20 protein-coding genes and 1 pseudogene are annotated in these 22662 nt (G+C 65.2%); 9 read left to right on the top strand and 12 right to left on the bottom strand.

Features of this window, described 5'->3' with window-relative positions; translation table 11 throughout:
- Positions 1-114 precede the first annotated feature (114 nt).
- A complete protein-coding gene (locus QTI24_RS18605) occupies positions 115-1122 on the top strand; it encodes an AraC family transcriptional regulator (protein WP_286602445.1) in 1008 nt (335 codons plus the stop codon).
- A 25-nt stretch (positions 1123-1147) separates the two neighbouring features.
- Here the strand turns inward: QTI24_RS18605 and QTI24_RS18600 are convergent, their stop codons facing one another.
- From QTI24_RS18600 to QTI24_RS18580, 5 genes are all read right to left on the bottom strand, one after another.
- Positions 1148-2176 carry a YeiH family protein gene (locus tag QTI24_RS18600; protein WP_286602443.1) on the bottom strand — a complete coding sequence of 343 codons (1029 nt, stop codon included), beginning with the start codon at positions 2174-2176 and terminating at the stop codon, positions 1148-1150.
- Between the two features lie 174 nt (positions 2177-2350).
- A complete protein-coding gene (locus QTI24_RS18595) occupies positions 2351-3346 on the bottom strand; it encodes a tripartite tricarboxylate transporter substrate binding protein (RefSeq protein WP_286602441.1) in 996 nt (331 codons plus the stop codon).
- A 27-nt stretch (positions 3347-3373) separates the two neighbouring features.
- Entirely contained in the window at positions 3374-4429 is a 1056-nt protein-coding gene (locus tag QTI24_RS18590) for a beta-keto acid cleavage family enzyme (protein ID WP_286602439.1), read from the bottom strand.
- A 165-nt stretch (positions 4430-4594) separates the two neighbouring features.
- On the bottom strand, positions 4595-5440 hold the full coding sequence (locus QTI24_RS18585; protein WP_286602438.1) for a tetratricopeptide repeat protein: 846 nt from the start codon (positions 5438-5440) through the stop codon (positions 4595-4597).
- Entirely contained in the window at positions 5437-6384 is a 948-nt protein-coding gene (locus QTI24_RS18580; RefSeq protein WP_286602436.1) for an MlaD family protein, read from the bottom strand. Before QTI24_RS18580 ends, QTI24_RS18585 begins: the two co-directional genes overlap by 4 nt.
- A gap of 243 nt (positions 6385-6627) precedes the next feature.
- Between QTI24_RS18580 and QTI24_RS18575 the strand changes: the two genes are divergently transcribed.
- The 7 genes and pseudogenes from QTI24_RS18575 (at position 6628) to cax (ending at position 14043) form a co-directional block, all read left to right on the top strand.
- A complete protein-coding gene (locus tag QTI24_RS18575) occupies positions 6628-7881 on the top strand; it encodes an acyl-CoA dehydrogenase family protein (RefSeq protein ID WP_286602434.1) in 1254 nt (417 codons plus the stop codon).
- Positions 7882-7892: 11 nt separating this feature from the next.
- Positions 7893-8825: a 3,5-dioxohexanoate:acetyl-CoA acetone transferase gene (kce, locus tag QTI24_RS18570; RefSeq protein WP_286602432.1), complete on the top strand. Its 933-nt coding sequence runs from the start codon at positions 7893-7895 to the stop codon at positions 8823-8825.
- 30 nt (positions 8826-8855) lie between these two features.
- A pseudogene (locus QTI24_RS31490) lies at positions 8856-9164 on the top strand (SDR family NAD(P)-dependent oxidoreductase); the annotation flags it as partial.
- 184 nt (positions 9165-9348) lie between these two features.
- On the top strand, positions 9349-9720 hold the full coding sequence (locus QTI24_RS18560; RefSeq protein WP_286602430.1) for an SDR family NAD(P)-dependent oxidoreductase: 372 nt from the start codon (positions 9349-9351) through the stop codon (positions 9718-9720).
- 499 nt (positions 9721-10219) lie between these two features.
- Positions 10220-11683 carry a DUF3300 domain-containing protein gene (locus QTI24_RS18555; protein ID WP_286602429.1) on the top strand — a complete coding sequence of 488 codons (1464 nt, stop codon included), beginning with the start codon at positions 10220-10222 and terminating at the stop codon, positions 11681-11683.
- Positions 11684-11698: 15 nt separating this feature from the next.
- Positions 11699-12622, top strand: coding sequence for a DUF2950 domain-containing protein (locus QTI24_RS18550; protein ID WP_286602428.1), 924 nt, complete (start codon positions 11699-11701; stop codon positions 12620-12622).
- A 329-nt stretch (positions 12623-12951) separates the two neighbouring features.
- Positions 12952-14043: a calcium/proton exchanger gene (cax, locus tag QTI24_RS18545; protein ID WP_286602427.1), complete on the top strand. Its 1092-nt coding sequence runs from the start codon at positions 12952-12954 to the stop codon at positions 14041-14043.
- 61 nt (positions 14044-14104) lie between these two features.
- Here the strand turns inward: cax and QTI24_RS18540 are convergent, their stop codons facing one another.
- From QTI24_RS18540 to QTI24_RS18510, 7 genes are all read right to left on the bottom strand, one after another.
- Positions 14105-15370 (bottom strand): porin, encoded by a 1266-nt coding sequence (locus tag QTI24_RS18540; RefSeq protein WP_286602425.1) that lies wholly within the window; start codon positions 15368-15370, stop codon positions 14105-14107.
- A 56-nt stretch (positions 15371-15426) separates the two neighbouring features.
- Positions 15427-16434: a YeiH family protein gene (locus tag QTI24_RS18535; RefSeq protein WP_286602424.1), complete on the bottom strand. Its 1008-nt coding sequence runs from the start codon at positions 16432-16434 to the stop codon at positions 15427-15429.
- 68 nt (positions 16435-16502) lie between these two features.
- Positions 16503-17153, bottom strand: a complete 651-nt coding sequence (locus QTI24_RS18530) for a DsbA family oxidoreductase (RefSeq protein WP_286602422.1) — start codon at positions 17151-17153, stop codon at positions 16503-16505.
- Positions 17154-17163: 10 nt separating this feature from the next.
- Complete coding sequence (locus QTI24_RS18525) at positions 17164-18471, bottom strand: MFS transporter (protein ID WP_286602661.1); 1308 nt, start codon at positions 18469-18471, stop codon at positions 17164-17166.
- A 48-nt stretch (positions 18472-18519) separates the two neighbouring features.
- Complete coding sequence (locus QTI24_RS18520; protein ID WP_286602420.1) at positions 18520-19587, bottom strand: beta-keto acid cleavage family enzyme; 1068 nt, start codon at positions 19585-19587, stop codon at positions 18520-18522.
- 57 nt (positions 19588-19644) lie between these two features.
- Entirely contained in the window at positions 19645-20493 is an 849-nt protein-coding gene (locus tag QTI24_RS18515; protein WP_286602418.1) for a TauD/TfdA dioxygenase family protein, read from the bottom strand.
- Between the two features lie 28 nt (positions 20494-20521).
- Entirely contained in the window at positions 20522-21502 is a 981-nt protein-coding gene (locus tag QTI24_RS18510; protein ID WP_286602416.1) for a quinone oxidoreductase family protein, read from the bottom strand.
- Positions 21503-21615: 113 nt separating this feature from the next.
- On the opposite strand from QTI24_RS18510, the gene QTI24_RS18505 reads away from it, so the two are divergent.
- The gene (locus QTI24_RS18505; RefSeq protein WP_353506097.1) at positions 21616-22632 is read left to right on the top strand and encodes an AraC family transcriptional regulator; all 1017 of its coding nucleotides are present in this window, start codon (positions 21616-21618) and stop codon (positions 22630-22632) included.
- The last annotated feature ends 30 nt before the right edge of the window (positions 22633-22662 follow it).

The raw sequence follows: 22662 nt of genomic DNA, 5'->3' as shown, positions 1-22662 counted from the left end.
GGCGGCGCTCACGCCTGTGGCTGGTTCGAATACTGATTGTTCCGGCAGAGGACTTGTGCTGATTGACCAGCGGTGACACACGTTTAACCTTTGGGGACGCCACGTACCCTAGCCATGACGATGAATCTCGTTCGCAGCGCCAGCCTGACCAACTACGCTGAGATTGCGCGTGAGGCTGGCCTCGATCCGCTGGCCCTGCTCGCCGAGGTGGGCCTCAACCCGGCCTGCCTGCACGATCCCGATCTGAAAATTCCGAGCGATGCAGTGCGGCGCCTGCTGGAGACTTCGGCGAACGCCAGCGGAATGGACAACTTCGGACTGCGCATGGTCGAGACACGCCACCTGTCGAACCTCGGGGTCGTGGCGCTGGTGGCGCGGGAAGAGCCGACGGTGCGGCGCGTGGTACGGGCGATGCTGCGCTACAGCCATTTGCTCAATGAGTCGGTCTACGCGAAGCTCGAAGAGGCCGAAGGCGTCGCGGTGATCCGCGAAGAGTTGCTCATTGGCCAGGAGGGCTCCTCGCGGCAGGCGACCGAGCTTCTCATCGGCGTCATGTTCCGCAACCTCAAGTACTTCCTCGGCCCCGACTGGAGTCCGATTCGGGTGTGTTTCACCCACGCACCGCCGCGGGACCCCGGCCTGCACATTCGCCTTTTCGGCTACGTCGTCGCCTTCGGGCAGGACTTCAACGGGCTGGTCTGCACCACGCGCGACATGGATGCAGCGAACCCGATGGCCGACCCCGTGATGGCGCGCTATGCCCGGCAGTTACTCGAAGCCACCACCGGATCGGGTCGAATGGACATGGTCGACAGCGTTCGCCACATCCTGCTCGTGCTGCTGTCCTCGGGGGAGTGCTCGATCGACCAGGTGGCGCAACAACTCGGCGTCGACCGGCGCACCGTGCATCGGCGTCTGGTGCGCGAGGGCACGACGTTTACCGAAGTGGTGACCACGGTCCGACGCGAGATGGCCGCGCACTACCTCGAGGACTGCACGCGCCCGCTGTCGCAGGTGGCGGAGTTGCTGGGTTTCTCGGCGCTCAGCGCTTTCTCGCGCTGGTACAAGCAGCAGTTCGGAGAGGTTGCCGGACGGCGGCGCCGTTCGGACGCCCGGACCTGACCATGACCATTGTCCTCCAGGGAACTCAGCGGGCCAGGACAAGGAACATGGCGACCAGGATCGCCAGGAATGCCGTCTCGCTCACCATCAGCACGATCGGCTTGAGGCCCACGGTGGCAAGATCCTTCAGGTGCGATTTCATTCCGATCGCGGCCATCGAGACCACCAGCAGCCAGGTCGAGAGCGTCTGCAACGCCTGCTGCAGGACCGCGGAGATCAGGCCGACGCTGTTGAGGACGACGATCACTGCGAAGGCCACCACGAACCACGGAAGAAGCGGCGGCTTGGGTGCGCCGCCCGGCCCGGCGACGTGCTGCTTGCGGTAGGACAAGGTGATCACCAGGATTACCGGCAGCAGCATCGCAACGCGCAACAGCTTGACGATGGTCGCGACATCGCCGGTCTCCTTGGACATTCCGTAGCCAGCGCCGACCACCTGCGCCACATCGTGGATCGTGCCGCCCAGGAAGACTCCCGCCTCCTGGCCGCCCAGGCCGAGCAGGCTGGTGATCATCGGATAGAGCACCATCGCCAGCGTCGAGAGCGTGCTCACGCCGATGATCGTGAAGATGGTGGCGCGCTCCTTCAGCTTGTCGTCCGCACGAACGGGGATGACCGCGGCGATTGCCATCGCCGCCGAGGCGCCGCAGATGCCTACCGCGCCGCCCGTCAGCACGCCGAACCGGCTCCGGTAGCCCATCAGGCGCGCCAGCCCGACGCCGAAGCAGATCGTCAGCGCCACCGAGAGCACCGCCATCGCGACCGGCATTGCGCCGAGCGCCGTGATCTGCCCGAACGTGATGCGCACGCCCAGGAGCGCCACGCCGATGCGCAGCAGCGTGCTTGCGGAGAACTGGATGCCCGGCACACAGCGGCCTTCGGTCGACAGAAAGTTCAGTGCCATGCCCAGCAGCAAGGCGAACAGCATCGACGAGACGTGATAGTGCTCGGCCAGCGAGATGGCGGCCACCGCCACCACCACCGACACCAGGATGCCGTTGAAGTTCGTGCGGGCGGGCTTGCGCCAGCCCGTCAGGGTCAGAGATGCATTCATGGGATTGGCTCTCGGCAGGAAGTCGGGTGGAAGAACTTTTGTCGAGCGCGCTCAGGCACGAAGCTCGGAACATCGCGTGAAGGCAGTGTCCGCGCGCTGGGCAAACGCTGATTGACGGATGGGGGCACCGAATTTCCCTCTCGAGACAATGCGGTGCGGCATTCCGAAGGCCGCTCACTCCGGCTTGTAGTTGACCGAGCGCAGCACCTCGCCAACGCGCGCGGAATCGCTGCGCAAGCCTGCAGACATCTCACTGGACGTCAGCGGCTGGCCGGTCTCCTGACCGAGGTCCTTGAAGCGCTCGCGCAGTTGGGGCTGCTGCAGCACCTTGAGCGTCGCTTCCCGAATCCTCTGCTGCGCTGCCGGAGGTATGTCGGACGCTGCAAACAGCCCGATCCATCCGGTCGCCTCGAGCTGCGGGAAACCCAGTTCGGTGAAGGTCGGAACGTCAGGCAGGACGCTCAAGCGCTTTGGCGTGCTGACCGCATAGGCCTTGAGCTTGCCACTCTTGATCATCGGCAGGGAAGTTGCGACGCCATCGAACATGAGCGGCACATGTCCGCCCATCACGTCCACCAAGGCGGGCGGCGACCCCTTGTAGCCCACATGGGTCATGTCGAGGTTCGCAACCTTGGCCATCTGCAGGCCCAGGACATGCGACAGCGTGCCGGCGCTGTATGACGCATAGCTGATCTTGCCGGGGCTGGTCTTCACATAGGCGATGAGTTCGTTCAGGTTCTTCGCGGGCAGCGACGGGTTGCTGACCAGCACGAGGCCACTGCGCGCCAGTTCGGCGAGGGGCTGGATGTCCTTGAACGGGTCGTACTTGGGCTTGAGTGTGTGCGGCACCTCGCTGACCAGGGCGTTGGGTGCGACGATCAGGGTGTGTCCATCGTGCGGCGACGACAGCAGATCTTGCATCGCGATGCCGCCCAGGGCACCAGGCTTGTTCTCGACGATCACCGGCTGGCCCAGCAACGGCGTCAGCCCCTCGGCGATCATGCGTGCCACCATGTCGGAGGTGCCACCTGCCGGCGCAGTAACGAGCAGGCGCACGGTCTTCTGTGGAAAGGCCTGCGCCCATGCAGAGGGTGCGGCGAGTGCTAGCGCGGCGCCAGCCAGCAATGAGCCATGGCGCAGCGCGCGGCCCAGATGTGTGATCAGGGTCACGTTATCTCCTAGGTTCGAGGGGGCGGTTCAGGCCGTGACGCGCACGGGCACGCCGCGCTGGCCCGGGGCGCGGTTGGGCGGCATGCCTAGGCGCACCAGCGTCTCGTCGACGCCGCCCCAGTTCTGGCCGATGCCAAAGATGCTGCGCGCCTCTGCGCCATTTGCCACTTCACGGCGCAACTCGCGCGCCTGGCGCACCACCATCTCGATCTGCTGCACGGAGGTCATGCGCTCGGCGTGGGGCCCGAACAGCGTGTCCTCAATGCCCACGCGCACATGCATGCCCAGCGCGATGGCCATCGTGTTCATCGGGTAGATGTGGCGGTTCAGCGTCTCCAGCGTGAGCACCGCGCCGTCGGGCGTGCGCCGTGCGAACTCCAGCATGTCGGCCGGATGCAGACCGGCCGAGCCGCCGCCAATGGCCACGTAGTTGATGTTCAACGGGCCGCTGTAGACGCCGCGGCGCACCATGCGCAGAAGGCTTTCCAGGCCCGTCAGGTTGCCCAGCATGAAGTGCGGCTGGATGCCCTTGGCCACCAGGCGACGGATGTGCTCCTCGTGCCAGGACGGGTTGGACGGCACGATCATGTCGCGGTAGGCCGCCTGCACCACCGGGTTGGCCAGCGAGGTGCCCGCCACGTCGGCCGCGGTCATCAGCTCCATCACGTTCATCTGCTGGGTGTTGATCGCCACCGTGACCTGCTCGGGCCTCGGATCGAGCTCGGCCAGCATGTGGCGCGTGTCGTCGCTCATCCACTTGGCCGCCTGGCCTTCGCTCTCGGGGGCGAAGGAGATCGAGCCGCCGACCTGCAGGATCATCTGGGGCACCGCTTCTCGCAGGCGCGCCAGCATCTCGTTGAACTTGGACAGGCGCTTGCTGCCCTTGCCGTCGTCTTCGCGAACGTGCACGTGCAGCACGGTGGCGCCGGCGTTCCAGCAGTCCACTGCCTTTTGCACCTGCTGGTCCATCGTGACAGGGATGTCGTCGGAGTCGCCGGCGGCCCATTGGGGTCCATAGGGGGCGACCTGGATCACCAGCTTTTGCTGGTTTTCAGGCAGAAGGGAGTCGTCGAAGAAGTGCATGTGTGTCTCCAGGGAAGTTCAGATCAGGCGCTCATTGTTCCGAGGAGAGGCGCGAGCCAATTGACCAGGGGTGACATGCATTTACCCCGTTGGGACACCCGGTACTAACCCCAGGCTTTGCACTCCGGGTTGAAAGAACGCGGCCGCTAGGCCGCGCCCCTTGGGCTAGGGCGTGGGGGCTGCCAGCAATCTCGCGGTGCGCCGGGATCCCGCTTCGTTCTTCGCCGCCACCGCCACGTCGTGAGCCCGCATCCAGTAGTCCTTGGCAAGCTCTGGCTTGTCCATGGACGCCTGGCCCAGGAGCAGCAGATCCTGATAGATCTTCTCGCTCGCCCCCGCGGCCTTGTCGATCTTCAAAGCTTCGTGAAGCAGGGGCATCGCGGCAGTTGGCGTCTTCAAGGCGATGTAGCTGCTCGACTGCAACCGCAGCGCGTTGGCCCTTTCCAGCGAATCCTGTTTGTCCAACGCGCCATGGGCTTGCTGCGCGAGTCGCAATGCTTCCTCGGCACGTCCCGCGTCCAGCGCCACATAGGCCTTCAGATTGAGGATCTTTCCCCTCACGCTGCAATGGCCACCGCAAAGCTCGACAGCCCGGTCGAGCGATCGTTCTGCGCTTTCACGATCGCTTGCCTGGACAGCCAAGGCGCGCCGCAATGCGGCTTCGGCGCGTCGGTCTGCGCTGAACGCGAGGCGGCGCTCGTCCATCACCAGGTCCAGTTGCTTGAGGGCCTCGTCCTGTCGACCCATGCCGAGATAGACCATGGCCAGGTTCAGACGCGTGGCTGCGATGGCATCGTCGTCCTCGATCGACTGGCCGACTTCGAGCGCTTGCTGGAACAACACCAGCGCTCGTGGCAGGTCGGCCGCCTTGAAGCGGTCCATTCCCTGCGTGTTGTAGCCCTGGGCCCGGACGTCCGCCGCGGAGCGCACGACCGGCGTCGAGCAAGCCCCGAGCAGACCCGCTCCCACGACCCACAGGCCACAAGCGATCCATCGGCGCGCGCGGCTCATTGCGCCTCTCCCGGCAGCGGCAACCCGCCGATGCTGTCGATCGGCAGCGACTGCGGCGTGGTGGAAGTGCCGGTCAACATGCTGATCGGCCAGGTCTGCCGCGCATTGCTCACCATCTGGTTGGTCTGCGTCGCCGCGGCCTGTACCTGGTCGAGCACGCCGGGCAGTCTTTCGGCTGCCAGCGCCACCATGGCCTGCACGTCGGCGCTGGCCTCTTGCGAGGTTGCCGCCGCCTGTTGCATCTTCTCCATCACCGCCGGCGCGGCCTCCTGCACGACCCCAATCGCGCGGCCGGCCTTGTCCAGCGTCGCCACGGCGCCGCTCTCGACGGTCTTGACGGTCTCTCGCGTCTGCTCGATCACCTGGTCGGTCTTCTCGACGATGGCGGGCATCTTCGATGCAAGGTCCTGGCCCGCCTTCAGCGTCTGCTGGAAGGGGCCCTGCGGGTCCTTCAGGCTCTCTGTTAGCTCGCGCGCATCGGCGATCACCGGCATGAGCGCGGTCTGAAGTTCCTGTGCGATCTGGTCGCCAAGCTTGACGCGCTCGAGCGCCAGCACTTCGCCCGAATCCACCGGTTGCGCGCCGCCGGGCGGGGGCACCAGGTCGATCGCTGGCTTGCCGATCAGGTGCTCGCGAACCAGTCTCGCTTGCGTTCCCTTCGGTATCTGCGCCATGTGTTCCAGGCGGATGCTCAATTCGATCCGTGCGCCCTCGTCACTGGACTGCGCCGGGGGCAGTGCGATGCTGCGAACGCGCCCGATCACCACGCCACGGGTCGTCACCCGCATGCCCTCAAAGATTCCGGCTGCGTCGGGCGCCGCCACGTAGAGGTGGTCCCGGCGGCTGAACACTCCCTGCTGGTAGGCGTAGATCAGCAAGCCGGCAACGATGACGATGAGAGCGACTGCGGCAAGGGCCGAGCGTCTCGAAGAGGTAGTTGACATCGACATCCTCCTGCAAACGACGTGGTGAGAGAGGTGTAGCAAATCGCGCTTTGCACTGTACCCGCGCCACGGATGACGCCATCCAGCAGCTTTTCTGGACGGCGTAGCAGGTGCGGGGTTTCCCGAGATGTCCCGAGATGGCAACTCGATGTCCCGACAGGTCAATCGTCAAAACCCGCGGCGCGGACACTGGCTGTCGTGCGAATCACAGCGCCCACCACACTCCACCAGGAATCACGAGACATGAACGCCAGAGACAACACCAACGCACTGACACAGCAGGCGCCCGAGCGCCATCAGCCCAAGCTCTATCACGACCTGCTCACGCCCGCGGAAACGCTGGCCATCCGCGAGGAGGTGCGCCGCTTCGCCGACGAACATGTTGCGCCGGTGGCGTGGGAAATCGGGCATCGCGAGGAGTCGGTCGAGAACTTCCCGCGCGAGCTCTTTCGCAAGATGGGCGATGCCGGGCTGTTTCGCATTCCCTTCGCGGCCGAGGTCGGCGGGCGCGGGCTGAAGTACCCGGCCTGCGCCACCGCTGCGCTCATCGAGGAACTGGCCTACCACTCGAACTCCGTCGCGGCCGTGGTCGACGTGCATTGCATCCTGGCCGGCCATGCGCTGGAACATGCATCGCCTGCGCTGCAGCAGCGCTACCTGGCGCCCCTGCTGGCTGGCGAGAAGATCGGCAGCTTTGCCACCACCGAGCCCGATGCCAGCACCGACCTGAGCATCAAGACGATGCAGACCTTCGCGAACCGCGAGGGCGGGGGCTATGTGGTCAACGGCCGCAAGCGCTTCATCACCAATGCGCCGGTCGCCGATTTCGTTGTGCTGCTGTGCGCGGAAGAAGGACGCATGACGGAGATCGTGATCGACCTGTATTCACCGGGCGTGCGCCTCGGCGCGCCTGATCGGAAGATGGGAAATCACGGCCAGTTGACCGCAGACATCTATTTTGACAACGTGCAGGTTCCGGCGGAGAACGTTGTCGGCGCCGTCGGCGGCGGTCTCAAGATCGCCTTGCAGACCTTGACCTACGGGCGCATCGGCATTGCCGCGAGCGGAGTTGGCATGGCGCAGGCCACTTTCGACCACAGCGTCGAACGGCTGATGACGCGGCAGGCATTCGGCAAGAAGATCGCGCAGTTCCAGCACTGGCAGTTCAAGCTGGCCGAGCGCGCCACCGAGATCGAGAATGCGCGCAACCTGTACATGAAGGCCGCCCTGCGCATGGATTCGGGCGAGGCTTTTCCGGAGCCCGAGGCGGCCATGGCGAAGTGGTACGCGACCAACCTTGCTGCCGAGTTCGCACGCGACGGCGTGCAGATCTTCGGCGGCTATGGCTTCATGGCGGAGCTGGCAGCCGACGGCTCGCACTATCGCGTGGAGGAAATCTACCGCGATTGCAAGATCGCAGAGATCTATGAAGGCACCAACGAGATCCAGAAGCTGGTGATCGCCCGGGCGATCTTCGGCAAGGAAATCACGGGGTGAGGGAGCAATACATGTACCAACAGAATGTCGTCATCATCAGCTGCGCCATCACCGGCGCGATCCACACGCCTTCGATGTCGCCGTACCTGCCGGTGACGCCAGAAGAAATCGCGGAGTCTTCGATCGCGGCGGCAAAGGCGGGCGCCGCCATCATCCACCTGCATGCCCGCAACCCGGTGACCGGCAAACCGGACCAACGCCCTGAGGCTTTCACGCCCTTTCTGGGGCGCATCAAGGGCGAGTGCGATGCAGTGGTCAACCTGACCACCGGCGGCTCGCCGTACATGTCGGTGCAGGAACGCATCCGCCCGGCCACCGAGCTGCAGCCCGAGGTCGCCTCGATGAATATGGGTTCGATGGGGTTCGGCCTGTTCCCGATGCTGGATCGCTTCAAGGAATTCAAGCACGACTGGGAGCGCTCGTACTTGGAGGGCAGCAAGGACCTCGTCTTTCGCAACACCTACGGCGACATCGAGACCTCGCTGCGGGAACTGTCGGCCAGCGGCACGCGCTTCGAGTTCGAGTCCTACGACACCTCGCATCTCTACAACCTGGCCCACTTCATCGATCGCGGGCTCATCAAGCCGCCCTTCTTCGTCCAGACCGTGTTCGGCATCCTGGGCGGCATCGGCGCGCACCCGGACGACGTCATGCACATGAAGCGCACAGCGGACCGCCTGTTCGGCAACGACTACCGATGGTCGGTGCTCGGCGCGGGCCGCAATCAGATGAAGGTCGCGGCCATGGCTGCGTCGATGGGGGGCAATGTGCGCGTCGGGCTGGAAGACAGCCTGTGGATCGCTCCAGGAAAGCTGGCCGAGTCGAACGCGCAGCAGGTGCGCAAGGTCCGCGAGATCCTGGAAGGGCTTGGCCTGCAGATCGCGACACCGGCGCAGGCGCGCGAGATTCTCTCGCTCAAAGGCGCCGAGAACGTCGGGTTCTGAGCCGGCCCGCCCGACAGGTCTTACCTACTCATGAGGTACCAGATGAACGAAGAGAAGAGACTGCGTGCGGCCCGCCTGGCCGGCAAGGTCGCCCTGGTCACCGGCGCCGGCCCTGGCCTGGGCGGCGTGATCGCAGAGGCGATGGCCGACGAGGGCGCGCATCTGGTGCTGTGCAACATCGACCAGGGGGCGCTGCAATACACGCAGTCTCGGCTCGAGGCACAGGGTGTGCAATGCCTCGCGCTGCGCTGCGATGTCTCCGATAGCGCCGCCGTCGACGCGATGTTCGCGCAGGCTGTGCAGCGCTTCGGCACGGTCGACATCCTGGTCAACAACGCCGCGCGCGTGCCCAATGCGCCCGCCGAGGAGGCACGGCGCAATCTACACCAGCAATACGTGACGACGCCGATGCCGCGCCAGTCGCTGGGCATCGTGTCTTCGCTGTCCGACGACGACTGGCTCAAATGGTGGGGAGTCAACATGCACGGCGTGCTTTTTTTGCACCCGCGCAGCGCTGCGTCTCATGGAGCCACGGCGCTCGGGCAAGATCATCAACATCGCCTCGATTGCCGGGCTGGGCGCTGGCAGCTCGCACAGCCCCGGCTACTCGGCGACCAAGGCCGGCGTCGTCAGCCTGACCAAGACCAGCGCGCTGGATGTCGCCGGCGCCAACATCTACGTCAATGCCATCGCCTGCGGCGGCATCCTGACGCCGCCGTTGGAGGACTATCTCGCGCGTGCCAGCGAAGAGCAGAGGCACCGCGTGAACCAGTTGATCCCGCTCGGGCGAGTCGGCCGGCCTGAGGAATACGCCTCGCTCGCGGTGTACCTTGCCTCGGACGAACACTACCTGGTCGGGCAGGTGATCAGCCCCAACGGCGGCATGATCATCTGATTTCATCAGGCGAAGGGAACATTTTCATGAGAGCGCTGACGGTTGCAGCCGCCGCCGCCGATCTAGCCATCTTGGAGTGGATCGCACAGGCCGTATCGCTATCCGCGCGCGAGAGGCAACGTCAGAATGTCGCCCTGAAGCAGTCATGAGTTTTAGATGCGCGAGCGGCAGCTGAGGGCCCCATCACGGTACGTCAGCAGCGACCGCTGTCCGACGGGTCCGCAGCAGCGTTTGCCGCCCTTCCCTACCGCTAGACGAACTCCCGCCGTGATGCCGATTCCGGTCATCAAGTTGCCAAGGAAATCCCGTATCAACGACCGGTCCCAAGTTATTTGAGACATCGCCCGAGTCCCACCCTCTCACCGACTGCACCAACGCTGTTTACTGTCGAAGACCGCTTCGGGCCCTACCCATCCAACTTTGGTGCGATGGTCGAAGCGCTCGCGGCTTTCTATGCTGGCGCTGCAGCGATGCCGCTGGTCCCGTGAAAGGCTGCTCCGTGAGCACTCAAACTCGAACTCGACACCTGGCCGTAGCGATGTGCCTGTGCACCGTGCGGACGGCACGCGCCTGGTTCGGCATCCTCGCGTTGGCCTGTTCCGCTCTCGCCGCCGCGCAGGAGGCGCCCGCCTTCACGCGCGAGCAGCTCGACCAGATGATGGCGCCGATCGCGCTGTATCCTGATTCGCTGCTGTCGCAGGTGCTTATGGCCGCGACCTACCCGGCCGACGTGGCCGCTGCCGCGAAATGGTCGAAGGCCAACCCCAGCCAGAAGGGCGACGCCGCCGTGAAGGCGGTGCAGAGCCAGTCCTGGGACCCGAGCGTGCAATCGCTGGTTGCCTTCCCCCAGGTGCTCCAGACGATGGGCGACCAGCCCGACTGGGTTCAGAAACTCGGCGATGCCTTCCTCGCCTCGTCGAAGGATGTCCTCGACGCGGCCCAGCGGCTTCGCACCCAAGCCCAGCGCACGGGGAATCTCAAGAGCACGCCGGAGCAGAGGGTGTCGGTGGAACAGGAGCCGCAGACCCAGCAGACCGTGATCAAGATCGAGCCGGCGAACCCGCAGACCGTCTACGTGCCGGCCTACAACCCCGCCGTCGTGTACGGCACATGGCCCTACCCCGCCTACCCGCCCTACTACTACCCGCCGCCGGTCGGCTGGTACCCGGGCTCCGCCCTAGCCACGGGCATCGCCTTCGGCGTCGGCGTCGCGGCGGTGGGCGCGCTCTGGGGCAATTGCAACTGGGGCGGCGGCAACGTCAATATCAACACCAACCGCTACAACAGCATCAATACCAACCGGCAGATCTCGGCCAACCAGAGCAACTGGCAGCACAACGCGGCCAATCGCAAGGGCGTGCCCTACCGTGACGCGCGCAGCCAGCAGCAGTTCGAACGCGGCGTGGGCGGCGCGGATCAACGAGCGGACTTCCGTGGCCGCGACGGCGAGCGTGATGCGCAGCGCCAACAGGCCCAGTCATCGTTGCAGCAACGCGGCATGGACCCGGGCGCGGGACGCGAGAACCTGCGCAACGACCCGGCCACGCGAGACCGCGCACAGCGGGCCGCGGAGGGCGCCGGCCGCGACCGTGCGGGCGCTGGGGATCGTGGCGGCGCGGGCGGCAATGTCGGCGGCGGTGATCGTGGCGGCGCAGGCAGCAACTTCGCCGGTGGCGACCGCGGCGCTAGCGATCGCGGCGGCGGTGTTCGCGGCGGCGCAGGCGGCAATTTCGGCCAGACCGACCGCGGATCGGCACAACCGGTGCAGCACCGCGGTGCCAGCGACAACGCGCTGCGCGGAGCGGGCAGTGCCTCGGACACCCGCCAGCAGATGGACCGCGGCGCAGCGAGCCGGCAATCGGCGGGCGCGGGAGGTGGCCACGCCCGCAGCGGCGGGGGTGGGGGTGGCGGCGCCCGAGCGGGCGGCGGTGGTGGTGGTCGTGGCGGCGGTGGTCGCCGCTAGCACGAGGAGCACGCCATGCCCCTCTCATCGTTCACCGGAATCCACACCATGCCCTATGCACTTCGGCTTCTTACCGCGATGGCCTTCGCCGCCGCGGCGCTCGCTTGCGCGCCCGCTTGGGCCCAGCGCGTCTACCCGACCCCGGAGGCCGCGGCGCAGGCATTCACCGATGCCATCGCGAGCAACGACCTCGCCGCGCTGCACATCGTGCTCGGCCCGGAATGGCGGCGCTTCGTGCCGCCCGGGGAACTCGATCGCGAAGACATCTACGCCTTCCTCGAAGCCTCGTCGCGCAAGCACGGCATCGTTGCGGAAGGCAATGACAGGGCTCTGCTGGCCGCAGGCGAAGGCGACTGGACGCTGCCCATCCCCATCGTGAAGGGCGGCGGCGGATGGCGCTTCGATCCGCGCGCCGGCGCCGACATGATGCAAACCCGCCGCATCGGCCGCAACGAGTTCGCGGCCATGCAGGCGGCGCTGGCGTATTTCGATGCGCAGCGGGAGTATGCGCGGACCGATCACGACGGCAACGGCGTGCTCGAATATGCGCAGAAGATCGCCAGCACGCCCGGCCGGCGCGACGGCCTCTACTGGCCCGACGAGGCGGGCCAGCCACTGAGCCCGCTGGGCCCGATCTACGGCGGTTCGAAGCCCGGGCTGGGCTACCACGGCTACCTGTTCAAGATCCTCAAGGCGCAAGGGCCGAACGCTCCCGGGGGCGCGTACGACTACATGATCGGCAACCGCATGCGCAGCGGCTTCGCGCTGGTCGCCTGGCCCGCGCGCTACGGCGAGTCGGGCGTGATGACCTTCATGGTGAACCACGAGGGCGTCGTGTACGAGAAGGATCTCGGAGCCGGAACCGACGCAACAGCGCGTTCGATGAAGCGATTCGATCCCGATGCGAGTTGGCGAAAGGCGCCGGTGCCGGGACTTTGACGAGTTGGGGGTTGGGCGTCGTTGATGACGGATCCCGGAGGACGATGAAAATCAACACTCCCGGGAATGCACCGCCGCCCTCGACCGCTGAAACGGGCACCATCCACATCAAGGAATCGGCTGTGTTGTTCCCCTGCCTCGACTCAAGGTGTCATGGAACAACCTCCTGACCCTTCACACCGAGCCAACAGCGATGTCAACAACAGACCGGAACATCATTCCCAGTCTTCTGCAGGAATCGGACGCTCACCGCCGACGAGGCGATCATCCCAATAGCACGACGACTTCCCAGTAGCACGACAGTGGCGACCAACTGGATGATTTCGGCCATGAAACCCCTTCTCCAGGAAATCCGTCGAAGCCCCCTGCTCTGGCTCCTGGTCTTTGTCCCGGTGGTGTTCGTGACCGCGAAGCTCAAGCCCGAAGCGCACACAGTGCTCTTCGTGCTGTCCGTGCTCGCCATCGTGCCGCTCGCTGCGCTGCTGAGCCACGCCACCGAATCCGTTGCGGCCAAGACCGGCGATGCCGCGGGCGGGCTGCTCAACGCCACGCTGGGAAACCTGACCGAACTGGTCATTGCGCTTACTGCCTTGAGGGCAGGACAGATCATGTTGGTGAAGGCGTCCATTGCCGGCGCGATCGTGACCAATACGCTCTTCATGCTGGGCGCGTCGTTCCTGCTCGGCGGACTCAAGCACCACGTTCAGGAATTCAACCGGGTCAGCGCCCGCATGCAGGCAGGCCTGCTCTTCCTGGCGACGGTCGCATTGCTGATTCCTTCAGCGATGATCACGGTCGACTCGGCGCCTGCGTTTACGCAGACGCTGAGCGCGGGTCTGGCGGTGCTGCTCATGGTGGCCTACGCCCTGGGCATGCTCTTCTCGCTGAAGACGCACCGCGAGTTGTTCGCCAGCGCGAAGCATAGTGATGATGGCGAACCGCCCTGGCCCATAGGGCTGGCCCTGGCCACCCTGGCCGGCGTGACCGTGCTCGTGGCGCTGGTCAGCGAAGTGTTCGTCGAGTCGGTTCAGAAGGCGGCCGAAGAATTCGGGATGACCCCGGCGTTTGTGGGTTTCATTGTTGTGTCGCTGGTCGGCGGTGCGGCGGAAATGAGCTCGGCCTTCTCCGGCGCGCGCAAGAACCGGCTGGACCTGAGCGTCGGCATCGCCTTGGGTAGTGCGTCGCAGATCGCGCTGTTCGTGGCACCGGCGCTGATACTCCTGAGCTATTTCATCGCGCCGACGCCCATGGACCTTCAGTTCTGGCCAGGCGCCGTGGTGATGGTGATCATCGCCACCCTCACGGCGGTGCTGGTCACGAACAGTGGACGCTCGGCGTGGTTCGTCGGCGTGCTGATACTGATGGTCTATGTGATCTTCGCAATGACGCTCTACCTGATGCCACCCAGGGCGATGGAATGAGTGAGCAGTCGGGCAACCTCGTCCAGGTGCCAGCGAGGCACGACACTACCTGCCTGGAAGATCAGAAGGCATGTCGGATTCCCACGTCGTACCCGATTGACTTGCTCGGCACCGCCGCGCCGGGGCCGCCGGGGATCGTGCCCGTGTAGAAGGCGGGTGCGCCGGTGACCGCCAGCCCGGCGCCATCCTTGTTGCTCACGTAGGCGACAGTGGAATACAGCGCGGTGCGCCTTGACAGGTTGTACACGTAGCCGAGGGCGAACTGATCGGATTTCGGATCGGGGTTCAGCCCGGCGACGTTCAGATGCACGTTGTTGTACCTGACCAGCGAGTAGGCCGCACGGATCAGGCCGGCATCGACTGGAATGGTCACGCCCACCAGGCCGCCATTGGCACCAGGCTTCGTGACCCCGAACGGGGCGAACGTGTTGGTCGCCAGGTCGGTCTTCTGCTTGTTGTTCGAATACTCGCCGAACACTTTCACGGGCCCGAAGTCGTACGAAGCACCCAGGTTCCAGATATTCAGGGTGGTCGTGCTGCCCAGAAAGAAGTTGGAGCCGATGGTGCTCTTGCCGTAGGCCAGCGCGACGTCCAGGGGGCCGGTGGCGTAGCCGAAGCGACCGCCGATGTAGCGGCCGGCACGTGCGTCGTCGGCTACGGTCGCGAGCGCCGGGTTGGCGACGATCGCGGGGACGCCCGGAGGGGTCAGGCCGCCCGGATCGTAGCTGACCTTCTCATTCAAGGCGTACATGAACTGGCCGTAGAAGCCACCCAGGCTCGGAGGCAGGAAATAGCCGATCGAGTTCGAGGCACGAACGTAGTTGCGGTTCGACTGAAAGCCGCTGTTGGGCACGCCGAGGGCCGTGCCCCCGCTGGCGGTCGCGATCAGGCTGGTGCCCGCGCCGTTCGTGTTGAATGGATCGAAGACGCCGTCATTCCAGAATGTCGGGACATAGTCGCGCCCCAGACGAAGTTCACCGAGGATGCCGGACAGGCTCACCGTCGAACGACGATTGAAGTTCAGGCCCCCGCCGGTCGCCGCGCCACCGCCGTTGTCGTTGGTCATGCCCGCTTCGAGCCAGAAGCTGGCGGCAATTCCGCCGCCGAGATCTTCCGTGCCACGGAAGCCCAGGCGGCTGGAGTTGTAGCCCCCGCTCGACAGCACCGTCTGGCTCTTGGTGATCGTCGTGCCGAGCGGCGTTTCGGACTGGCTCTTGTACCCGCTGACTGCGGCGTCGACGACTCCGAAGAGGGTGACCGATGACTGTGCCGAGGCCATGCCGGCAGCGGTCAGAGCCGCCAGGGCGATGAGGGTTTGCTTTTTCATATGAGATGTCTCCGTCGAGAATTTGCTGAGGTGTGCTCGCTTTGTGTGTGCTGTCTTCACAGGCCCCAGCGCAGCAGGCCCAGCACGAGCGCTGCCAGGAAGACCGTCTCGCCGACCATCAGGACGATCGGCTTGAGGCCGACGGAGGCCAGCTCCTTGAGCTGTGTCTTCATTCCCAGAGCGCTGATGGCGATGACCAGGCACCAGCGCGAAAGGTCATTGGCGAATGTCTGCACCGACGGCGCGATCCAGCCGGTGCTGTTGAGGGCCGCAAGCACGATGAAGCCGACCGCGAACCAGGGCAGCAGGGGCGGGCGCTTGCCTCCCTGTTCACCGCCACGGCCACGACTGATCATGACCGCGCACACGATGACCGGCAACAGCATGGCCACCCGCATCAGCTTCACCACCGTGGCGGTATCGCCGGTCTGCTGCGACATCCCATAGCCGGCGCCCACGACCTGGGCCACGTCATGGATGGTTCCCCCCAGGAACATGCCGGCCTGCGTCGGGTCGAGGCCGAACAGCTGGACCACCATCGGGTACACGATCATGGCCATCGTCGACAAGGCCGAAACGCCAATGACCGTGAAGAGGGTGGCCCGTTCCTTCCCCGGGTGCGCCGGCAAGGCCGCCGCCAGGGCAAGAGCCGCCGAGGCCCCGCAAATGGCGGTCGCGCCGCCGGTGAGCAGCCCGAACAAGGTCTGGAATCCCATGGCGCGGGCGGCCAGCATGGCCACGAGAATGGTCAGGATGACCGAACCCACCACGAGCACCACCGGGTGCCATCCCAGCGCCGCGATCTGGGAGAACGTGAGGCGCATGCCCAGCAGCGCGACGCCGACGCGCAGCACCTCCCGCGATGTGAACTCGATGCCGGGCTTGCACTTGCCATCCGCGGAAAGAAAGTTCACGGCCATGCCGAGCAACAGCGCGAAAAGCATGACCGGTGCGTGGTAGTGATCGGCCAGGAAGGTGGCCGCCGCGGCCACCACGATGCTCATCAGGAGGCCCGGAACGAGCAGGTTGCTGCGTGCGCGCACGGAAGTGGCGAGTGTTGTCATGGCAAGAGTCTTCAGGAATGGCGGCGCGGATGCCGATTCGGATGTGCGTGGGTGTCGAACGGCCAGCTTCAGATCGTTGAGGCGGCCGCGGCCTCGCACGCCTCGCCCATAGCTTCGAGCAGCACACCTTGCGGCTGTGCACCGCGGAGTGAAATCTGTCGGTTGAAAACGAGGAGTGGCACGCTCGAGACGCGGTTCTGCTCGGGAAAGCGATGTTCGTGATCCAGCCACGCCCTCCACGCGGCCGGGTCAATCTCGTGGCGACTGCCGATGGCCAGCAGGCTGTCTTCGTCACCAAGGTCCGCGCCTTGTTGGAAATACCCCTCCAGGAGCGCGTCCAGGAGGGCGTTCAGCATCTCGGGCGACAGTTTCTCTGTGCCGTAGGCCAGCATCTGGTGCGCGAGTCGCGTGTTCGGAAAGCGGCGAATCCGCTCGAAGTGCACCTCGGTGCCTGCGCGCCTGGCGGCGGCCCGAACCTGTGCCTGCCGGGCGTGCACGGCGTCGATGCTTCCCAGGCGCTGCCGATAGAACGCTTCGAAGTCCAAGCCCTCCACGGGCAGGTCCGGGAACAGTTGCACAGAGCGCCAGTGCACTTGCACCGCAGGGTTGCCAGGGACATTGGTGAACTCCGCCACTGCCCGATCCAGTTGTCTCTTGCCGATCAGGCACCAGGGACAGACCAGGTCAAGGTAGAAGTCGATGTGGAGCGCGTGTGTCATATGCGGCTTTTCAGGGTGCGACGGCGAGCGTCACGTTGGAAACTTTGGCGACGTCGGCGTCATAGCTGCGCGCGGACCAGATGAAAGCCGCGGCGGCCAGCACGCCGAAGCAGGGCACGATCGCCATCGCCTGCTGAAGGCCCCATTGGTCCGACAGCACGCCCACCAGGAAGGGGCCGACAGCCAGGCCGAACAGGTTCTGGAACAGCGACAGCACGGCCGAGCCCGTGGAACGCACGCCAGGGTGAATCACGTCGATGACTACACCCGACACCACGCCCACGGTGCAGGTCATGAAGAAGCCGCCCAGCAGCACCAGCTTGAATTGCGTCTCTCCGGGCTCGGTACCCGCGAAGGCCACGAGGAAAATCGCCAGGGTGACCAGGCACAGGACGGCCAGGGCCGGAAGCTTGTTGCGGGGACGGCGCAGCGCCAACCGGTCCACCACATAGCCCCAGAACACGGAGCCCACCGCGCCGACGAGCACGACCATCGCGGCCTGCTTGCCCGCAGCGTCTGGCGCGATGCCCTGGAAGCGGTTGAGGTAGCTCGGCAGCCACGACCACACGGCGGAGACCACGATGAGCTGCATGGCAGAGCCCACGCAGACCCACAGCATGGTGCGCGTTCGCGCCAGGGCGCCGAAGATGTGCTTGAGCGTGGCGCCGAGCGACTGGGTAACCTTGTCCAGCCGAGGCGTGAGGGCCACGGTCTTGTAGTCCCGCACGAGCAGGTACAGCAGTGCCATCACGAGGCCTGGCACGCCGACCACGCCGAACGCAGCCCGCCAACCCCACTTGGCCGCAATCATGCCCCCGAGCACGACGCCGAGCACGGAGCCCAGCGATGCCGCCGCGAAGAAGGCGCCCAGCAGCGCCCCGCGCAGGCGCTTGGGAAACAGCGTCGAGATCAATGCCGCGCCGACCGAGCCGTAGCCGGTCTCGCCGGCGCCCACCACCGCACGCGCCGCAAACAGCTGGCCGAAATTGTTGGTGAACATGCAGGAGATGCTGGCCAGGCTCCAGACGCTCGCCATCACGAAGATGCTCTTCACGCGGCTCACCCGGTCGGCCAGCAGCGCCACGGGGATCCCGCCGATCGCCACCACGATCGAGATGATGGAAACCAGCGCGCCAAGCTGCTTGTCGCTCAGATTCCATTCGCTCTTGATATGCGGAAAGAGCGAGACGATGACCTGCCGATCGATGTAGTCGAACAGCATCAGGCCGAAGGTCATCGCGAAGGCGAACCAGGCCTGTCGCCTGCTAGTGAGGTAGTCGTCGTTGCGCGAGGGCAAGGCGACTCCTGCCATTGTCATGGTCATGGCTTGTCTCTTGGATCGTTCTTTTGAGTGTCTCGGCGACGGCTAGGCGTGCGACGCCGCCTTGCGCAGGAAGCCCTGCTGGCCGCCGTTGCGGTTGGGCGCAAAGCCGTTGGCCAGCAGGCTTTCTTCCACCGTGTCGTAGAAGACGCCGATCCTGCTGATCTCGCGCGCCTGTTGGGCGGTCGCGATCGGGCGGCCGAACTCGCGCGAGATGCGCACCAACTGCTCGACCTGCGCGACCGTGCCGATCTTCGCGGTGCGCGACTGGTTCCAGAGGTTGTCCTCGGTGCCCGTGCGCACGTGCAGGCCCATGGCAATGCCCATCATGTTGACCGGCAGCACGTTGAGCACCGAGCTTTCCACGGTCAGTACCGCGCCATCCGGCGCTGCACGCACGAAGTTCGCCAGGTTGTAGATGTTCGGTGCGTCCATGCCGCCGCCGATCGCCACCCAGTTCATGACCAGCGGGCCCTTGTAGATGCCGCGCCGCATCAAGCGCTCGACCGACTCGAAGCTGTTGATGTTGTAGCACTGGAAGGCGCTCTGGATGCCGGCCTTGGTGAGGCGGCGGATGTGCTCCTCGGCCCAGCCGGGCTGGGCCGGCACCGTCATCTCCTTGTAGGCATTGAAGACGTCCGGGTCTTCCATCGAGGTGCCCTTGATGTCCCGGATGTCGAACTGCTCGAGGATGTTCATTTGCGACGTGTTGATCGTCACCGTGACCTGGTCGGGCTTGGGATCGAGCTCGGCCAGCATGTGGCGCGTGTCGTCGGAGAGCCACTTCGCTGCCGCACCGTCGGTCTCGGGCGCGAAGCTGATGGAGCCACCCACCTGGATGATCATTTCGGGCACGCGGGCACGCACGCCGGCGATCAGCTCGTTGAACTTGGACAGGCGCTTGCTGCCCTTGCCGTCGAGTTCGCGCACGTGCAGGTGCAGCACCGTCGCGCCGGCGTTGTAGCAATCCACGGCCTTCTGGATCTGGGCTTCCATCGTGACCGGAATGTCCTCGGGAAAGTCGGAGGGCATCCAAGACGGTGCGTAGGGCGCCGCGGTGATGATCAGCGGCTGCTGGTTTTCGGGGAACAGGGATCCATCGAGGAAGTTCATTGGTGTGTCTCGCTGAAAAATTCTGGAAAGGTGATGAGGGCGGGTGCGACGGTGGCTTCAGAAGGGCTTGTCGCCCACGATGGCAGCGCGTTCCATCTTGCGGTGGCAGGGCGGGTAGTCCATGACCGCGTAGTGCTGGGTGCTGCGGTTGTCCCAGATCGCGATGCTGTTGGGCTTCCAGCGCCAGCGCACCTGGTATTCGGGGATGTTCGCCTGGGCGATCAGATACTTCAGCAGGTCGACGCCGGTCTGGTTGTAGTCCTGGCCGTAGCGCACGTTCTTCTTGTTGTGGAAGTTGACGAAGTGCGTCGTGAAGGCGTTGACGAAAAGCACCTTCTCCTTCGTCTCGGGGTGCGTGCGCACCACGGGGTGTTCGGCGTCCGGGTACTGGGCCCTCATGGCCAGTCGCTTCTCCCGCGGCATTGCCGCGGCGAAGGAACTGTTGAAACTGTGATTGGCCCACAGGTCGGCGATCTGCGCCTTGACTTCGTCGGGCAGCTTCTCATAGGCCATGACCATGTTGGCCCACATCGTGTCGCCGCCGACCGGCGGGCACTCGACGCAGCGCAGCACGGCGCCTAGCGAGGGCGCCTCGCGCCATGTGCCGTCGGTGTGCCAGGCATTCTCATACCGGTCGGCGGGGCTGTCCGGGTCCTTGTAGATCTGGACCAGGCCGGGCGCATCCGGATGGGTGGGAACCATCGGATGGGTCTCCAGTTGCCCGAGCCGCGATGCGAAGTCCACGTGGGCCTGGCGCGAGATGTCCTGGTCGCGCAGGAAGAGCACACGGTGCTTCAGCAGGGCTTCGTAGACCTCGTTGAACAGGCCGTTGTCGTAGGCGGCATCCTCCAGGCTCACATCGAGCAGTTCGGCGCCGATGCTGCAGGTCAGTTGTTCGATTCTCATGAAATTGTCTCCAGTGGGTTTGTGGTTCTCAGACGACGAAGATCGAGGAACCCGTCGTCTTGCGCGATTCAAGGTCTCGGTGGGCTTGCACGGCGTCTTGCAGGGCGTAGTGCTGATTGATCTCGATCCTGATGCGGCCCGCCGCCACGTGACCGAAGACCTCGTCCGCCAGTTGCGCCTTCTCGATAGGGTCCGCGATGTAGTCGGCCAGCGCCGGCCGGGTCAGGTGCAGGGATCCCTTCACGGCCAGCAGTTGCGGCCCGAAGGGTGCAACCGGGCCGCTGGCCGTGCCGACGCAGACCATCAGGCCGCGGCGCTTGAGCGAATCGAGCGAGGCCATGAACGTGTTCTGGCCGACGCTGTCGAACACCACGTTCACGCCCACGCCATCGGTGATCTCGCGCACGCGCCGGGCCACGTCTTCATGGCTGTAGTTGATGGTGTATGCGCAGCCGTGCGAACGGGCCATCTCTGCTTTTTCTTCGGTCGAAACCGTGCCGATGACCGTGATGCCCAGCAGCCTGGCCCATTGCGCGACGATCAGGCCGACACCCCCCGCCGCGGCGTGCAGCAGCAGGGTGTCGCCCTGCTTGAACGGGTAGATGCGGCGCATCAGGTAGGCGCTGGTCAGGCCGCGCATCGTCATGGCAGCGGCAGTTTCGAACGCGATGGTCTCGGGCAAGCGGATCAGGGGCGCAGCCGAGATCAGCCTTTCGGTGCAGTACGCACCCAACGTGTCGATGAACCCCGTGTAGGTGACGCGATCGCCGACCGCCAGATGCGTCACGCCCTCGCCCACTTCCTGCACGACGCCGGCCGCCTCGACGCCGAGGCCGCTGGGCATGGGCACGGGATAGGTGCCGTTGCGAAAATAGGTGTCGGCGTAGTTGAGGCCGACAGCCACATGGCGCAGCCGCACCTGGCCCGGGCCGGGGCGGCCCACCTCGATGTCCTCGCAACGAAGGACTTCCGGTCCACCGGTCTGCGCGAGTCGTATTGCCTTTGCCATTCATGTCTCCTGCTTGGATTGCGTGGGATCAACTTTAGGGATCGCGAGGCCAAGACGCCGTGCAACTTGCGCCATCGATTTCGCATTCCGTGCCAGAATTTGCCGAGGCCGTATTGCCCCGTCCCACCATGGTTCCGCTCGTTCGTGCCGCAGCCCTGACCAACTATCTGGAGGTCACCAACAGCCTCGGGTTCAACCCCACGGAGGCACTTCGGCGTGCAGGCCTGAGCCAGGCCATGCTCAAGGACCCCGAGCAACGGATCCCGACGGATGCGGCGGTCGCCCTGCTGGAAGAGTCGGCCGCGTCTTGCGGATGCATGGACTTCGGTCTGCGCATGGCAGAGTCGCGGCAGCTGTCGCACTTCGGAGCCATCAGCCTGCTGATCAGTCATCAGCCCACGTTGCGGGATGCCCTGGTCACCACGATCGACTACCGGCACCTTCTCAACGAGAGCCTGGCAACGCAGATCGAGGAGGCGGGCAGGATCGTGATCGTTCGGCTCGAGGTGGTGGCCCACGTGCCCGCGCGTCAGGCCACGGAACTGGCCATCGGCGTGTTGTTCCGAATGTGTGCGGCCCTCATGGGGGCGCGGTGGCAACCTGACAGCGTGACCTTCACCCATGCGGCCCCGAGTGATCTGCGATTGCATCGCCGCGTGTTCGCCTGCAGATTGGAATTCGACAGCGAGTTCAGTGGCATCGTCATTCCTGCCGCGGACCTGGATGCACCCAACCCGTCTGCCGATCCGGCCATGGCCCGCTATGCAAGGCAGTTCATCGAAACCCTGCCTCGGGCAAGCGGCAACAAGATCATGCTGGAGGTGCGTCGAGCGATCTACCTGACACTGCCCATGGGGCGCGCCACCAGCGAGTGCGTGGCGCAAGGTCTCGGGCTCAGCGTGCGTTCGATGCAGCGCCAGCTGGACGAAGCAGGGGCAACCTTCACCTCACTGGTCAATGAAGTGCGCTGCGAACTGGCTCCCCGGTACATCGACAACTCCAGGTACAGCCTGCATCAGGTATCGGAGTTGCTTGGCTACAGCACGCAGGGCTCTTTCACGCGCTGGTTCACCACCCAGTTTCACCAGGTTCCATCGGCATGGCGTGAGAGCCACGCGGCGAAGGCGTGAACCCCTGCCCCGTCTCGAAGCGATCGAGAC

Source organism: Variovorax sp. J22P240, assembly GCF_030316855.1.
Classification (GTDB): Bacteria; Pseudomonadota; Gammaproteobacteria; order Burkholderiales; family Burkholderiaceae_C; genus Variovorax.
This window is presented reverse-complemented; position numbering and strand designations above follow the sequence as displayed.

Excerpts from the sequence above, each read along its gene's own strand:
- QTI24_RS18605 (WP_286602445.1), top strand. The coding sequence starts at position 115 with ATGACGATGAATCTCGTTCGCAGCGCCAGCCTGACCAACTACGCTGAG.
- QTI24_RS18600 (WP_286602443.1), bottom strand. The coding sequence starts at position 2,176 with ATGAATGCATCTCTGACCCTGACGGGCTGGCGCAAGCCCGCCCGCACG.
- QTI24_RS18590 (WP_286602439.1), bottom strand. The coding sequence starts at position 4,429 with ATGCACTTCTTCGACGACTCCCTTCTGCCTGAAAACCAGCAAAAGCTG.
- QTI24_RS18585 (WP_286602438.1), bottom strand. The coding sequence starts at position 5,440 with ATGAGCCGCGCGCGCCGATGGATCGCTTGTGGCCTGTGGGTCGTGGGA.
- QTI24_RS18580 (WP_286602436.1), bottom strand. The coding sequence starts at position 6,384 with ATGTCAACTACCTCTTCGAGACGCTCGGCCCTTGCCGCAGTCGCTCTC.
- QTI24_RS18575 (WP_286602434.1), top strand. The coding sequence starts at position 6,628 with ATGAACGCCAGAGACAACACCAACGCACTGACACAGCAGGCGCCCGAG.
- kce (WP_286602432.1), top strand. The coding sequence starts at position 7,893 with ATGTACCAACAGAATGTCGTCATCATCAGCTGCGCCATCACCGGCGCG.
- QTI24_RS18560 (WP_286602430.1), top strand. The coding sequence starts at position 9,349 with ATGGAGCCACGGCGCTCGGGCAAGATCATCAACATCGCCTCGATTGCC.
- QTI24_RS18550 (WP_286602428.1), top strand. The coding sequence starts at position 11,699 with ATGCCCCTCTCATCGTTCACCGGAATCCACACCATGCCCTATGCACTT.
- cax (WP_286602427.1), top strand. The coding sequence starts at position 12,952 with ATGAAACCCCTTCTCCAGGAAATCCGTCGAAGCCCCCTGCTCTGGCTC.
- QTI24_RS18540 (WP_286602425.1), bottom strand. The coding sequence starts at position 15,370 with ATGAAAAAGCAAACCCTCATCGCCCTGGCGGCTCTGACCGCTGCCGGC.
- QTI24_RS18535 (WP_286602424.1), bottom strand. The coding sequence starts at position 16,434 with ATGACAACACTCGCCACTTCCGTGCGCGCACGCAGCAACCTGCTCGTT.
- QTI24_RS18530 (WP_286602422.1), bottom strand. The coding sequence starts at position 17,153 with ATGACACACGCGCTCCACATCGACTTCTACCTTGACCTGGTCTGTCCC.
- QTI24_RS18525 (WP_286602661.1), bottom strand. The coding sequence starts at position 18,471 with ATGACAATGGCAGGAGTCGCCTTGCCCTCGCGCAACGACGACTACCTC.
- QTI24_RS18520 (WP_286602420.1), bottom strand. The coding sequence starts at position 19,587 with ATGAACTTCCTCGATGGATCCCTGTTCCCCGAAAACCAGCAGCCGCTG.
- QTI24_RS18515 (WP_286602418.1), bottom strand. The coding sequence starts at position 20,493 with ATGAGAATCGAACAACTGACCTGCAGCATCGGCGCCGAACTGCTCGAT.
- QTI24_RS18510 (WP_286602416.1), bottom strand. The coding sequence starts at position 21,502 with ATGGCAAAGGCAATACGACTCGCGCAGACCGGTGGACCGGAAGTCCTT.